Origin of the sequence: Nesterenkonia sphaerica, assembly GCF_005771565.1 — a bacterium.
In the GTDB taxonomy this organism is placed as follows: domain Bacteria; phylum Actinomycetota; class Actinomycetes; order Actinomycetales; family Micrococcaceae; genus Nesterenkonia; species Nesterenkonia sphaerica.
Genome location: NZ_VAWA01000006.1, coordinates 44,281 through 57,631, shown reverse-complemented (window position 1 = coordinate 57,631; position 13,351 = coordinate 44,281). Strand labels below are relative to the sequence as shown.

General features: G+C 67.0%; 13 protein-coding genes. 7 read left to right on the top strand and 6 right to left on the bottom strand.

Annotated elements, in window-relative coordinates; genetic code table 11:
* Positions 1-2: 2 nt before the first annotated feature.
* Complete coding sequence (locus tag FEF27_RS06185) at positions 3-647, bottom strand: VOC family protein (protein ID WP_138169979.1); 645 nt, start codon at positions 645-647, stop codon at positions 3-5.
* Positions 648-739: 92 nt separating this feature from the next.
* Here FEF27_RS06185 and FEF27_RS06180 point away from each other — a divergent pair, with 92 nt between their 5' ends.
* Together FEF27_RS06180 and FEF27_RS06175 are read left to right on the top strand one after the other, a co-directional pair.
* The gene (locus tag FEF27_RS06180; RefSeq protein ID WP_166429929.1) at positions 740-1,576 is read left to right on the top strand and encodes an SURF1 family protein; all 837 of its coding nucleotides are present in this window, start codon (positions 740-742) and stop codon (positions 1,574-1,576) included.
* Positions 1,573-2,100, top strand: a complete 528-nt coding sequence (locus FEF27_RS06175; protein WP_138169977.1) for a DUF3817 domain-containing protein — start codon at positions 1,573-1,575, stop codon at positions 2,098-2,100. Before FEF27_RS06180 ends, FEF27_RS06175 begins: the two co-directional genes overlap by 4 nt.
* A 25-nt stretch (positions 2,101-2,125) precedes the next feature.
* On the opposite strand, the gene FEF27_RS06170 is transcribed toward FEF27_RS06175, so the two are convergent.
* Positions 2,126-2,503: a cytochrome b5 domain-containing protein gene (locus FEF27_RS06170; RefSeq protein WP_138169976.1), complete on the bottom strand. Its 378-nt coding sequence runs from the start codon at positions 2,501-2,503 to the stop codon at positions 2,126-2,128.
* Positions 2,500-2,886, bottom strand: coding sequence for a hypothetical protein (locus FEF27_RS06165; protein WP_138169975.1), 387 nt, complete (start codon positions 2,884-2,886; stop codon positions 2,500-2,502). The genes FEF27_RS06170 and FEF27_RS06165 overlap by 4 nt, the downstream gene beginning before the upstream one ends.
* Positions 2,887-3,009: 123 nt before the next feature.
* Between FEF27_RS06165 and guaA the strand changes: the two genes are divergently transcribed.
* The 4 genes from guaA (at position 3,010) to cpaB (ending at position 9,713) form a co-directional block, all read left to right on the top strand.
* Positions 3,010-4,560 carry a glutamine-hydrolyzing GMP synthase gene (gene guaA, locus FEF27_RS06160; protein ID WP_138170077.1) on the top strand — a complete coding sequence of 517 codons (1,551 nt, stop codon included), beginning with the start codon at positions 3,010-3,012 and terminating at the stop codon, positions 4,558-4,560.
* 44 nt (positions 4,561-4,604) lie between these two features.
* Entirely contained in the window at positions 4,605-8,522 is a 3,918-nt protein-coding gene (locus FEF27_RS06155) for a DUF4011 domain-containing protein (protein ID WP_138169974.1), read from the top strand.
* Entirely contained in the window at positions 8,519-8,731 is a 213-nt protein-coding gene (locus FEF27_RS06150) for a hypothetical protein (protein WP_138169973.1), read from the top strand. Before FEF27_RS06155 ends, FEF27_RS06150 begins: the two co-directional genes overlap by 4 nt.
* 154 nt (positions 8,732-8,885) lie before the next feature.
* Positions 8,886-9,713 carry a Flp pilus assembly protein CpaB gene (gene cpaB / locus FEF27_RS06145; protein WP_138169972.1) on the top strand — a complete coding sequence of 276 codons (828 nt, stop codon included), beginning with the start codon at positions 8,886-8,888 and terminating at the stop codon, positions 9,711-9,713.
* Positions 9,714-9,730: 17 nt separating this feature from the next.
* On the opposite strand, the gene FEF27_RS06140 is transcribed toward cpaB, so the two are convergent.
* Genes FEF27_RS06140 through FEF27_RS06130 form a run of 3 tightly spaced genes read right to left on the bottom strand, consistent with a single transcriptional unit; the run spans position 9,731 to position 12,380 of the window.
* A complete protein-coding gene (locus FEF27_RS06140) occupies positions 9,731-10,060 on the bottom strand; it encodes an FmdB family zinc ribbon protein (protein WP_341805694.1) in 330 nt (109 codons plus the stop codon).
* A 39-nt stretch (positions 10,061-10,099) separates the two neighbouring features.
* Positions 10,100-10,732 (bottom strand): 5-formyltetrahydrofolate cyclo-ligase, encoded by a 633-nt coding sequence (locus FEF27_RS06135; protein WP_166429928.1) that lies wholly within the window; start codon positions 10,730-10,732, stop codon positions 10,100-10,102.
* Position 10,733: 1 nt separating this feature from the next.
* A complete protein-coding gene (locus tag FEF27_RS06130) occupies positions 10,734-12,380 on the bottom strand; it encodes a dolichyl-phosphate-mannose--protein mannosyltransferase (protein ID WP_243729117.1) in 1,647 nt (548 codons plus the stop codon).
* A gap of 51 nt (positions 12,381-12,431) precedes the next feature.
* Between FEF27_RS06130 and rsmI the strand changes: the two genes are divergently transcribed.
* Positions 12,432-13,322, top strand: a complete 891-nt coding sequence (gene rsmI, locus FEF27_RS06125) for a 16S rRNA (cytidine(1402)-2'-O)-methyltransferase (RefSeq protein WP_208009704.1) — start codon at positions 12,432-12,434, stop codon at positions 13,320-13,322.
* The last annotated feature ends 29 nt before the right edge of the window (positions 13,323-13,351 follow it).

Sequence of the window (13,351 nt, the reverse complement as noted above, 5' to 3'; positions counted from 1 at the left end):
TCTTAGATGGTGACTTCGCCCTTGGGGCTGGAGAAGGTCACACTCATGATCCCCGGAGTTCCGGAGGGGGCAACCCATTCCACCGCTACATTGTCGAACGGGTCGGCATCAGGGGAGCCAAGCCAATCCGCCACCCGCTTCGGTGAGCCAGCGATGGAGAGTTTGACCAGCCTGGCCTGCGGCTCATAGGCCCGTGACGGGTGCAGGTGTTCGGTGCCGTCATCCCAGCGCAGCAGGTAGGGCACCTGCGGGTCGGCGATGAGCCCCTTGATGCCGATCTGCTTCCAGGTCAGTTCCTGATTGTCCGGGAACTTCCGGTTCCCCGGTACGCTTCGGCGGCCCAGCCGCTCCTCGAATGGCGCCAGGTCGTCGACAGTGACGCACCAGCCCATCCATCCGCCCCCCACCTGGGAGCGATTGCGCACGGCCTGCCCGAAGGGAGCCTTGTTGGCGCTGGGGTGATCCAACACCTCAACAATCTCCAGGTACTGGCGGTCCGCCAGCGGGATAATGGCATTTGCGGTGCCGAATCGGGGGTGGATTCCGCCCTTGACCCGGTCTACGCCCAAGGCATCGGTGATTCGCTCCACCGTGGCGTCCATCCCGTCCGGACCCACAGCAAAAGAGACGTGATCTAGTCGCATCATGAGACCTATCCTGACACCGGAATCGGGATAGCTGAAATCGACTATTTCTACCTCATGTAGAACTCGTGCGGCGGCATGCGTATCCTGGTGTGGTGCCCTCATCCTCCTTCTGGGCGACTGCTCGCCAACCTCAGTGGATCACCCTGCTGATCCTTGCGCTGGTGCTGGCCACCGTGTTCGTGGTGCTCTCGGCGTGGCAGTTCGATCAGTCACGCACGGAGCGCAGCTACGCCCAGGACACGGAGATACCCGTGGAGCTGACAGACATCTACGCCCCGGAGCGCCCGATTGGGGTCGATGAAGCCGACAGGATTGTCAACCTCTCAGGTGAGTTCGTTCCGCAGACTGAGGTGTTGATCGCCAACCGGATGCGGGACGGCGAGGAAGGTTATTGGGCGGTGGCGGCCTTCGCGGTAGAAGGCGCCCCCGATGATCAGGTGATTCCCGTGGTGCGCGGATGGACCGCTGAGGCAGAGACCACCGTCGAGGCCGCACCCACCGGGGAGATCACTCTCCAAGGCCGGCTGCTGCCGACCGAGGCCCCCGGCCCCGGACCGCGCGAGCTGCCATATCCGGTGCTGCCGAGTCTCTCGGTGGCGGAACTGATCAATTTATGGGGCGAGGACTCTTACTCCGGGTTCGTGGTGGACTTCAGTGAGGAGGCTGCCGGGAGCGCGTCATCGCTTCAGCCGGTGTGGGTAGGGCCTCAGCCTGAAGGTCGGGATATCAATTGGCTCAATCTCTTCTATGCCGTGGAGTGGGTGGTCTTCGCCGGGTTCGCCTTCTACCTGTGGTGGCGCCTGGTCAAAGACGCCCACGAACGGCAGCTGGAAGAGGAACGGCTGGACCGTGAATGGGAGCAGCAGTGGCGCGCTGAGCAGGCGGCGAAGCAGAGACAGGATGAGAAGCACGTGGAGGAAAGCACATGACCGATCAGCAGACCACCGCAGACCCGACGGCCCTGGGTGACCCTCCGCCACGCCCAGCCAAGGGTGTCCGGCGCCTTTACGGAACGCATGCGCAGATCCGCAGCGGCCTGCGGTTCTACCGCGTGATGGCCATCATCACCGGCATCTTCCTGCTGATCATGGTGGCCAAGATCCTGATCAGCGGCTCGCTGTTCGGGTGGACATTCTGGGACGGCTACGAGCTCTACCTCGGCGGCACCACAGTAGGCGGAGCCTCCAACATCGTCGGATTCTACCCCGCCGATTCCCTGCAGGACGCCCGGTCTGCCTCAACACTGATCGCCCAAGCTCACGGGGTGGCCTACGTGGTGTACCTGGTGGCCGGTTTCCGGCTGTGGTACATGCTCCGGTGGGGGGCCGGCCGCCTGGCCCTGATCATCAGCGGAGGCCTGGTGCCGTTCTTCAGCTTCTTCGTGGAGCGCAAGGTCGTCGGCTTCGTCGCCCGCGACCTCAGCAGCACTGCCACCGCCGCGCCCCGGTACTGACCACAGCGGACACCGGGGCTGAGCCCTAGTCCTGGAGGGTGCCGATCTCCATCTCGGCGAGCTGGTCCTGCGGCCGGGACTGCCCACTGTGCTGGTCCGCGAAGGCCTCGGTGGCGTCCGTGCCGCACAACTGCTCAATCCGTTCCGGCCCGCCGGGGTGCTCAGCGATCCACCCAGTCAGGTCATAGACCGTCTCGTCCAGCACTGCCCAGCATGACTCCGGCGTGTTGTTCTCCTCGACGTCCTGGAACGTGAAAACTTCCGCCCCGGCGGTATCCGGGTCTGGCTGCCCGGTCTGCGGATCCTCACCACCGCCACAGCCGGCGGTGAGCACAAGCGAACCCAGTGCCGCGGGGGCGATCCATGCGCGCCGGCAGTGGTGCCGGACGGTGACCACGTTCATGGGGTGCTCCTGACCGGGCGGCGGAGCCCAAAAGTCCAGGCGGTCAGCCAGGCCGCCAGCAGCGTCAGCACCAGCGAACCGGAGATGTGCAGGGTCATGGTGGCATAGCTTCCTGCAGCGGCCTGGGGGAACGTGAGCACGAACAGCAGCCCGGCCAGGACCGCCGGGATCACCCCGGTCCTGGTCAGCCAGGTGCGGACCCCCAACGCCACCGCCAGAAGACCGGAAAAGACGTGGATCACGATGCCGGAGAAACCGTGGACCCCCAGCCAGCTGGCCCGCTCCACCACCACTCCTGCGGAGACGAACAGCACCGCAATATTGGCCAGGGTCAGCAGAGCCAGCACCCGGGCCGCGAGGAGAAGCTTCTGTGCAGAGGTCACACCGGCAGTATACGAAGCGCAGCCGCCGGCGAGCGATGCCGGAGCAGGATACGCACCGACTACGATAGTCAGGTGACTTCCGATACTCCTGCCGCAGAACGCCCTGACCACACCGCGCAGACCGTGCTGGTGGTGGACTACGGGGCGCAGTACGCCCAACTCATCGCCCGGCGGGTCCGTGAGGCGCGAGTGTACTCCGAGGTCGTGCCCCACACCCTGCCAGCCGCCGAGATCATCGGCCGCCGTCCGGCTGCGGTGATCCTCTCCGGCGGTCCCTCCAGCGTCTATGCCGAAGGTGCCCCGGCGGTGGAGCGAGAGCTGTTCGAAGCCGGGATACCGGTGCTGGGCATCTGTTACGGGTTCCAGGCGATGGCGCACACCCTTGGCGGTGAAGTGACCCGCACCGGTCAGCGCGAATACGGCAAGACGGAAGTCCGCTCCACCACCGCCCCGCACGGACTGCTGGACGGAACGGATCCGGTCCAGACCACCTGGATGAGCCACGGCGATGCGGTCACCGCCGCGCCAGAAGGGTTCGAGGTCCTCGCCTCTTCGGAGGCCGCCCCTGTGGCCTGCTTCGCCGATGAGGAGCGCAAACTCTACGGCGTGCAGTGGCACCCGGAGGTGAAACATTCCCCCCAGGGTCAGCGGGTGATCGAGAACTTCCTGTACAGCGGTGCCGGGCTCACTCCGGAATGGACCACCGGCAGCATCGTCGAGGAGCAGGTCGCGGCCATCCGTGCGCAGGTGGGCGACGCTCAGGCCATCTGCGGCCTCTCCGGGGGCGTGGACTCCGCCGTGGCTGCGGCATTGGTGCAGAAAGCCATCGGCGACCAGCTGACCTGTGTCTTCGTGGACCACGGTCTGATGCGCGAAGGGGAAGCCGAGCAGGTCGAGCGCGACTTCGTCGCCGCCACCGGGGCCAAGCTGTACGTCGCGGATGAGAAGAAACGGTTCCTCTCCGCCCTGGCCGGGGTCACGGATCCCGAGGAGAAGCGGAAGATCATCGGCCGTGAGTTCATCCGCGCGTTCGAAGAAGCCGAGCGCAACATCTTGGAGGAGGCGCAGGCCGAGGGGGCCACCGTGGAATTCCTCGTCCAGGGCACGCTCTACCCCGACGTCGTCGAATCCGGCGGTGGTGAAGGTGCGGCAAACATCAAGTCCCACCACAATGTGGGTGGACTCCCCGAAGACCTGGATTTCAAACTGGTGGAGCCGCTGCGCGCCCTGTTCAAGGACGAAGTCCGCGCAGTCGGAGCGGAACTGGGGCTGCCGGCCGAGATCGTCCAGCGCCACCCGTTCCCGGGCCCGGGACTGGGCATCCGCATCATCGGTGAGGTCACCGAACGCAATCTGGACATTCTCCGTGCAGCCGATGCCATTGCCCGCGAGGAACTGACCCGCTCCGGCCGGGACGCCGAAGTCTGGCAGATGCCGGTGGTGCTGCTGGCCGATGTGCGCAGCGTGGGGGTCCAGGGTGACGGCCGCACCTACGGGCACCCGGTGGTGCTGCGGCCGGTGAGCTCCGAGGATGCCATGACAGCGGACTGGTCGCGGCTGCCCTATGAGCTGCTCGCCACCATCTCCAACCGGATCACCAATGAAGTCGAAGAGATCAACCGGGTAACCCTCGATGTGACCTCGAAACCACCGGGGACGATCGAGTGGGAGTAGCGGTAACCTGCCTTCCAGACCTGTAAGTGTTGTGGAGGGAACCGGTGCCAGAGAATACGTCAGCCTCTTCCGCTGAGACCCACACCCATCAGACTGCCCCGATACTCAGCTGGATCGAGTCCCAGGGGACAGGTGCGGAGAATGACACGATGCTGCGCTTCACGCCCAGCCAGCACAATGCCATCGACCTCACCGAAGCCAACGCCTCCGGCCTGATGCAGCTGTTCGGAGGCCGGCGCACCCGGCTGTCCACCCTGCTCAACGATCCCAGCATTCTGGAACCTGGCCTGAAAGCTGCCACGAACATCCGCAGCAAGATCCGGGAGCTCTCCGAAGAGCGCGGCATCGAGGTCGGGTACCTCGCCGCCGGCATCGCCTCCTGGACCGAGACCACCCCCGCCGGGGTCGAATCGTTCACCGCACCGGTGATGCTGGTGCCGATCAGCCTGCGCAGCAGGGCGGAGACGCACACCGGGGCCACCGACTATGAGGTGCAGTTCACCGCGCCCGCGAGCCTGAACCCGGCGCTGCGCCGCCACTTTGCGGAAGTTCACGGGCTCGCACTTGAACCGGAAGCCTTCCAGCAGGCCGGTTACGTCACCGCACGTTTCGACCCCTCGCGCACTGCCGACCTGCTGACGAAAGTGGCTGCCGCCGCGGCGGAGAACTCTCCGGAGGCACTGGAGAGCTTCCAGGTGTGGAAGCAGCTCTACGTCTCCACCTTCGCCGACCTCGCCGACCTCGGCAATCCCTCGGCGCTGAACCTGGAGCACCCGCTGCTGAAGCACCTGGCTGAGGGTCAGGCGCTGCCCCAAGAGGCCGCACTGGCCGCAGCGGCCGAACTTGACCCGATCGACGAGCGGGAACCGGATGCCGAACGGCTGATCTGCGATGCTGATCAGGATCAGCAGCACGCACTTGACGCGGTGCTCTCCGGGGTCTCGACGGTGATCTCCGCCCCTCCCGGCACGGGCCAGACGCAGACTGCGATCAACGCCGTCGCCGGCCTGGCGTGGTCCGGCAAGCGTGTGCTGGTGATCGCGGAGCGTTCCGACACCCTCAGTGAGTTCACCGAACGGCTCTCCGCTGCCAAGGCGGGTACGCTGGCAGTCAATGTGACCGCGGCGTCGTCTGGGGAGGGTATCCGCCCCCAGATCATCCGCGCGATCAAGCGTGCCGAACGGGCAGAACCGCCTCGCCTGGGGGAGCTGCACCGGCGGCTTGCCCAGCGGCGGCACGAACTGCGCGACCATGTGACCAGTCTGCACAAAGTCCGTAAGCGGTGGAGCTGCTCGCCCTACCAGGCCATGCAGGCGCTGGCCGCGCTGATCTGCCTCAACCCCGCTCCGAGCACTGCGGTGCGGCTCAAACGCTCAGTGTTGGACAACACTGTGGATCGTTCGGGCGTCGCGGTGAAGCTCAAACGGATCGCGGAGCTGGGCGAGTTCTCCGCCGAGCTGCGCAACAGCCCCTGGTTCGGTGCCAAACTCTCCAACCGGCAGGAGACCCGCGACGCCCAGGTGCTGGTGAGTCAGCTCCACGCTGAGCTGCCGGACCTCTGGGAGAAGATCGAAGCGGCGTGCCGGTCTGCGCAGGTCACCCCGGGGCAGAACTTCGCGCAGTGGCACTCCCAGGTCCTGCTCTTCCAACGCGTCCAGGAGTCCCTGGGCCGTTTCAGCAGCGATATCTACGCCCGCGACGTCGACGATCTGATCGCTGCCACCGCACCGGGCTGGTGGCGACGGCAGAACAATGTGGAAATGAGCTCGATGGCGCGGTCCCGGCTGCGCCGCGTCGCCAAGGAGTACATCAGGCCCGGGGTCTCCATCAATGACCTGCACGGTTCCCTGGTCGACGTCCAGTCCGAGCGGGAGGAGTGGGCCACCTGGGCCTCTGCCGACTCGCGCAGCGACGCCTCCCTGCCCCAAGTGCCGAAAAACCTGGACGCACTGGTGGACCGCGTGGGCCAGGTGCAGACCAGGCTGGAGAAGCTGGTCTCAGTGCTGGTCCCGGTGGACGATGACGGCACCACCCTGTTCGATGTGCCGGTGGAGACGCTCTTCTCCACCGCGAAAGCATTGGCCGAGGATGAACGTTCCCTGCAGACGCTGCCGGAACGCACCCTTCTGGCCGAGCAGCTGCGGGAGCAGGGGTTCGATGAGCTGCTGCAGGACCTGGCGGAGCGTGAGGTTCCCCCCGCCCGAGTCGCTGACGAGCTGGAGCTGGCATGGTGGCAGTCGGCACTGGAGGCGATGATCTCCGGGGACGAATACCTGGCGATGACCTCCGGTGAGAACCTGCGCACCATCGAGTCCGAGTTCCGCTCCGCGGACTCAGCGCATATCGCGTCCGGAGCGCAGCGGCTGAACCACGCCTTGGCGGTGCAGTGGAAATCCGCAGTCGAGGCTCACCCTGAGGCGGCGGCGCACCTGCGCAGTCTGCTGCGCGAGGCAGGACCCACTGTGGCGGATATGGAGTCTGTGGCAGCCGACCTCACACAGCCCCTGGTGCCGGTCTGGGTCAGCTCGCCGCTGGGATTGGCCGCCCATTTCCCGCCTGCGGGAACGGAGCCAAGTTTTGACACCGTCGTGCTGCTCGACGCCGAGACCCTGTCGGTTCCCGCTGCGCTGGGTGCGATCTGCCGCGCCCGGCAAGTGGTGGCCTTCGGCGATCCGGCCAGTGGAGCGCCGAAGCCGATGATCGTCTCGGCAGACCCGATCGCTCGTGAGGCGGAGTCTCAGGTCCCCGATTCCAGCTACGCAGAGCTGGCGCGGATCCTGCCGGAGCACTCGCTGCGGCATGTGCACCGCGGTGTGGACCAGGAGCTGACGCAGCTGCTCTCGGAGAAGCTCTACGACGGCAGGCTGGTGCGGCTGCCGGACGCCTCGCAGCTGACCGGACAGGACGAACGGCTGCGGATGGAACAGGTCCAAGCCACCGGTGCACGGGAGCCGGTGGAGTCCCCCACTGCAGAGGTCAACCGCGTGGTGGACCTGGTCTTCGAACATGTGCGTGCTCACCGAAACCGGTCGCTGGCGGTGGTGACCGGGTCAGAGTGGCACGCGAAGCGCGTCGCAGACGCCATCCGGCTGCACCTGGCCAACCACCCCTGGGCTGCGCCCTTCTTCGAACACGGTGCAGCCGGGGTGCCAGGCGGCTCCGGTGCCGGTGCCGCCGGAGCGGGTACCGGAGAGAAGTTCGTGGTCGCACCGGTGGAACGAGCCCACGGCATTGTCCGCGACGATGTCATCTTCTCCCTCGGCTTCGGCCGCAGCACCAAGGGTGACCCTGCCCATGAGTTCGGTGAGCTCTCCGGCCCCCGCGGCCTGGAGTACTTCACTCAGGCGGTCACGCGGGCCCGGGGCCGGATGACGGTGGTCAGCTCCATCGCAGCGGAGGACTTGGACCGCGGCCGGCTCAGCCAGGCCGGGGTGCTGGTCCAGGACCTGCTGCGGCTGGGTGCCGCCGAGGGGTCCAACCCTTCCAGTTCGGCGGAGCTGGAGGACCCGCTGGTGCTGGACCTGGTGGATCGGATCAGGGCGCGCGGAGGACGTGTGGAAGACGGTTTCCGCGGCACCCTGGACCTTGCTGCCTGCCCCCGCCGCATCGCATCCGAAACCCCCGTGACCCCAGTGGCCATGGTCTCCGACGGCACCCAGCGTTACGCCGAGCTCTCGGTGCGGGAGCGCTCGCGGCTGCGTCCCGAACGGTTCGCCGATCTGGGGTGGCACTATATGGTGCTGTGGACGATCGAAGTCTTCAGCGACCCAGGAGCCACCACTGAGATGGTGGCCCAGAAGGTGGGACTGGGCTCCGGACCGGAGTTTGCCCAGCACGGGCGGGGGGTGCTCTCCCACACCACGGGCCCGGTGCGGTTCGGAGGCGCCGCCGATGCCGAGGACGAAGAGTCGCACCGGCGCATTAAGCTCTGGCCGGCCCCTCAGGACCGCAGGCGATCGTGACAAGCAGATCCGAGGGCCCCTCAGGGGCGCAGCGGCCGGCCCGACGCGGACACCGGCGAGTGACGGCGCCCGGCACCTCCGGGCAGCCGGAGGAGACCGAAGCGCAGGCATATGACCCCCTGCACCACCAGCGGGCTGAGGGGGAGAACAGCAGTGAGCAGCGTGCGGAATGGCTGAAATCTCAAAAACCCCCGCACTGGGACCACTGACCGTCGCAGACGCTGCGGTGCCGGGTGGGGCACAGCGCGTCCTCGGTGCAGCATTGTCCACACCATTGCGGTCAGGGTCTGCGCCGCGCCGATTTCTCCACACGTAGCCCAGCGGGAGGCCAGCTGAGCCACCGTGGGGGTCAGGCTGGGTCTCATGAGCCGCGATGAGCCCCTGCCCGCCCCACGCCGGGCGCGCCGCGGATCCCCGGCGACGTCGTCCCCGCCGGCAGGGCCCGGGGAGAGTTCAGTGCAATTCCTGCCGGTGAGACCCCCCAGCGGCCGGGCACAGCGGCGCCTCCCGAAGCCCAAGCAGCACAAACTCCCCAAGGTCCGCCGGAGGCTGTACCGCGGGGGAGTATTGCGCCTGATGCGCCGGTTCCGTGTGGTGGTGGCCCTGCTGCTGGGCCTTGGCGCAGCCGCCGGGGCACTGTTGGCAGGGGAGCGGTCAGCCACGGAGACGGTGACGGTGGTGCGGGTCACCCAGGATGTGGTGGCCGGCGACGTTCTGCACGCCGGGGTGCTGGAACAAGTGCAGGTGGATGCGGCTGCCGTTCCGCCGGAGCACGAGGCCCGGTGGCAGCAGACGCTGGGGCAGACCGCCGCAGTGGCGCTGCCGGCCGGAGCGGTGGTCCACGCCACCCAGCTGGTGGGCCCTGGCCTGCTCTCAGGGCAACCTCCGGGGACGGTCGCTGTTCCAGTGCGCCCGGCTGACACTGCCATCATCGGGCTGCTGTCTCCGGGCCAGCGCGTAGACGTCCTGGCCTCTGCAGAGGCTCCGGAAGTCGCAGGAGGATCTCATCGCATCGCAGAGGCAGTCCCGGTGATATGGATTCCGCAGGATGAGACGGAGAACTGGCTCGGTGCCACCAGCGACTCGAAGAACGTGGTCATACTGGCCGTAGACACCGCGACCGCATCAGAGCTCGCCGAGGCCACCAGTACCGGGCGGCTGCACCTGACGATGGTCGGGGCAGCTGACTGACCTCAGCGTCAGTTGACTCAACTGGAGGCGGCCGCCGGAGTCTTGGCTGCGGAGCTGCCCGAGTCAGCGGAGCTGGAGCTGCTCGACGATGCGGACTTCTCCGCCCCGGCACCCGTGCTCCCGCTGGAGGAGCCACCGTCTCCGGCGGAGCTGGAGCTGCGTGAATCTGTCCGGTAGAAGCCTGATCCTTTGAACGTGACGCCGATATTGCCGAACTTCTTGCGGAGCCGCCCGGCGCATTGCGGGCACTCCGTCAGGGAGCTCTCGGAAAAGGACTGCACGGTGTCGAAGGCGTAGTGGCAATCTTTGCACGCGTAGGCGTAGGTGGGCATGACAGCGTCCTTCACGTTCTTGGCACTCTACCGGTTCGAGTGCCAATTATAGGGCTAAAAGTCAATTATGCGGCATTCGGTCACCGCCCGGGTTGCGCGCAGGTCGTGCGGCTCGACCGGAAAGGCCCCGGCGGTCATGAGCTCCTCGGAATGCACCACGGCAATGAGTTCGCAGGTCAGCTGAGGATGTTGTGGCAGGATCACGTTCAGCTGCGCGGTGGTGGTGTCGTAGTACCCGCCTCCTTGACCCAGCCGCGCGCCAGTGGCGTCCAAGGCCAGTGTGGGGACCAGCACCACAAGGGGGATGGGGCAGGTCAGGGTCGATGCACGTGCCACCAGCTCCTGCGGGGTGAGGGGGCAGCTGTGCTCAGGCTCACTGATCGGCATTCTGTGGTGGCGTCGCATGGGGGTCTGCGGGTACCACGGCGCCCACCCCAGAATGCGCCCGGCTGCCGGAATGATCGGCAGATACACTGACCCCCCGCGTGCGGTATGGCGCTCCAGAAAGGGCATCACGTCAGGCTCTCCGGGCATCGGGACATAGCCGGCCACCACAGCCTCCGGGTGAATGTGACGCTGCAACGCCGCGGCCATCGCCTCCCCCCGCTCCGCGGTGGTCTCAGCAGGCAGCTGCACCCGGGCGGTGCGGACCCTGCGCCGCATCTCAGCTTTAGTCTGGGTGCTCATATCAGATCCATGATTGCACCCACATCCGCATCTGCCACTGTTCATACGGAATCAGCTCCGCCGTCCAGACCGGCCAGAAGAACACTGAGACGGCCACCGCCAGGAGCGTGAAGCACAGGACGAAGACCGTATTGCGCTGCTGCGCGGAAACAATGGCGGCCCGTGGCCGCGGGGTGCCCTGCCTATCCACCGGACCGGTCCCCGCTCGCAGGAGCAGGGCAGCGACCACCGTGATGGCCAGAATGAGGAACGGGTGGTAGCTGATGGTGTAGAAGAAGAACATGGTGCGGCCGGGGAACAGCAGCCACACCGCCCCTCCGGCGAGGACACCGGAGAGGATGGCACCGTAGCGCCAGTCCCGGCGACCCAACCACAGCCCCAGCACCACCACCAGTGCCACGGCCCCAGTCCACCAGATCAGCGGATTGGCCAAGTCCACAATGGCTGAGGAGCAGGCCTCGGCCTGGCAGACCTGCCCAGTGTGCTCATACTCCTCGCCCTGGCTCAGGCTCTGGTAATGCATGGACACCGGCCGGCCCATGAACAGCCAGGTCAGCGGGTGTGAGGCGTATTCGTGTCCGGACTCCAGGCCGGTGTGGAACTCTGTGGCGGAGGCGTGATAGTTCCACAGAGCCCGCAGCGCCCCGGGAACCAGACCAGCCAGGCCTTCCGGAGCGGGGTCAAAGGCTGAGCGGCCCCAACCCTCGGCGCTGAGCAGCCACCCGATCCAGGAACCCAGATAGGTCAGGGCGGCCAGCGGCAGCACAGTCACCACCGCAGGGAGCGCGTCATGGCGCAGCCCCGCGCGCACCCACCGGCGCACACCCAGGGCTCGTCGGGCCTGCAGATCCCACAGCACCGCCAGGATCCCGAACACCGCCACGAAGGACAGGGCCGAGAGCTTCACCGCGACGGCACAGCCCAGCAGCACGCCGGCGGCGAGGCGCCAGGGACGGAACATCAGTCCAGGTCCATACTCCCATCCGGTGGACTCTCCAGGTGTCTGGGCAGCCCACTGAGCCAGACGACGTCGTGCGCTGTACCGGTCAGCCAGCAGCGCACCGAACGCGGCGAGCACAAACAGCGTCAGAAAAATGTCCAGCAGCGCCACCCGGGACATCACCAGGTGGTGGCCCTCCACCGCGGTTAGTGTTCCAGCGAAACCGCCGAGGAACACCGAACGGAACATCCGCTGGGCGATGAACGCGATCAGCAGTGCCCCCAGTGCTCCGGCGACGGCGGAGGAGAACCTCCAGCCCAGCGGCTCCGCCATTCCGAACGGGAGGATCCCCAGCGCGATCAGCCACTTGCCCAGCGGCGGGTGCACCACGTAGGAGCCTTGGCCGGTCGGCTGGGGGTCCCCGGCGAGCCAGTCGGCATCGGCACCGCTGGGCCATTCCAACTCGTAACCGGTCTGCAGCAGTGCGTAGGCATCCTTGGCGTAATAGGTCTCGTCGAAAATCAGGGTGTGCGGGTTGTTGAGTCCGTCAAGCCGCAGTGCCAGAGCGAAGACGAAGATGATGACCGGCACCAGCCAGCCCCAGAGCCCGGGGACGAACCGCTCGGCGCCCAGGCGCGCCGCGTATCGCTGCGCAGCAGCGGACCCGGCGGCGGATCCGCGCTCAGTGGGGGAGGCGGCGCGGTTCACCCTGGATATGCTACTTGGCAGAAGTCCCGACCCGGTGGACCGAAGGAGACGATGTTGGAACCCTCCGAAGAGTGGCTGTGGGAGGCCCCGGTGGTCCTCGCGGCCACTCCGATCGGCAATCTCGCTGACGCCACTGAGCGGCTTCGGCTGCTGATTCGCAGCGCGGACGTCATTGCCTGCGAGGACACCCGCAGCACCCGCCATCTGATCAGCGCGCTGGGGGAGCGGACCGATGCCCGGCTGGTGAGCCTGCATGAGCACAATGAGGCGGCCCGCTCGGCCGAACTGGTCGGGCAGGCACGGGAAGGCACCCGGGTGCTGGTGGTCTCCGACGCCGGCATGCCTGCGGTCTCTGACCCCGGACGGCGACTGGTCAGCGCCGCCATCGCCGCTGATCTCCCAGTGACTGCTGCGCCCGGTGCCTCGGCGGTACCCACCGCGCTGGCGCTGTCGGGCCTGGCCACAGACCGGTTCACGTTCGCCGGCTTTGTCCCCCGGAAGCAGGCCGAGCGCCGGGCGCTGCTGAAGCGGCTGCAGCGGGAGGAGTGGACCACCGTTCTGTTCGAATCTCCTCACCGGATCGCCTCCACGGTGACGGAGTTCTCCGAAGCGTTGGGACCGACGCGGCGGGCCGCGGTGGCCCGGGAGCTGACCAAGAAGTATGAGGAGGTGCTGCGCGGGGAACTGGGCGAACTGGCGGAGCTGCTCACCGAGCGGCACCGGGAGAGAGGGATCCGAGGGGAAATCGTGCTGGTGATCGACCACGCAGCCGACGACGCCGAGCCCAGTCTCACCCTGGAGCAGGCCGCCAGTGCCGTGGTCCAGTCAGCAGCAGGTGGTGAGCGGCTCAAAGATGCCTCGAAGCGGGTCGCCCGGGAGAACAGGCTCCATGCCAGTGACCTCTACGACGCCGCAAATCGGCTCCGGGGTGGCAGCGGTTGAGTCCTGATGCCCCTGATCAGCCGCAGATT

Excerpts from the sequence above, each read along its gene's own strand:
- FEF27_RS06175 (WP_138169977.1), top strand. The coding sequence starts at position 1,573 with ATGACCGATCAGCAGACCACCGCAGACCCGACGGCCCTGGGTGACCCT.
- cpaB (WP_138169972.1), top strand. The coding sequence starts at position 8,886 with ATGAGCCGCGATGAGCCCCTGCCCGCCCCACGCCGGGCGCGCCGCGGA.
- FEF27_RS06135 (WP_166429928.1), bottom strand. The coding sequence starts at position 10,732 with ATGAGCACCCAGACTAAAGCTGAGATGCGGCGCAGGGTCCGCACCGCC.
- rsmI (WP_208009704.1), top strand. The coding sequence starts at position 12,432 with ATGTTGGAACCCTCCGAAGAGTGGCTGTGGGAGGCCCCGGTGGTCCTC.
- FEF27_RS06170 (WP_138169976.1), bottom strand. The coding sequence starts at position 2,503 with ATGAACGTGGTCACCGTCCGGCACCACTGCCGGCGCGCATGGATCGCC.
- FEF27_RS06185 (WP_138169979.1), bottom strand. The coding sequence starts at position 647 with ATGATGCGACTAGATCACGTCTCTTTTGCTGTGGGTCCGGACGGGATG.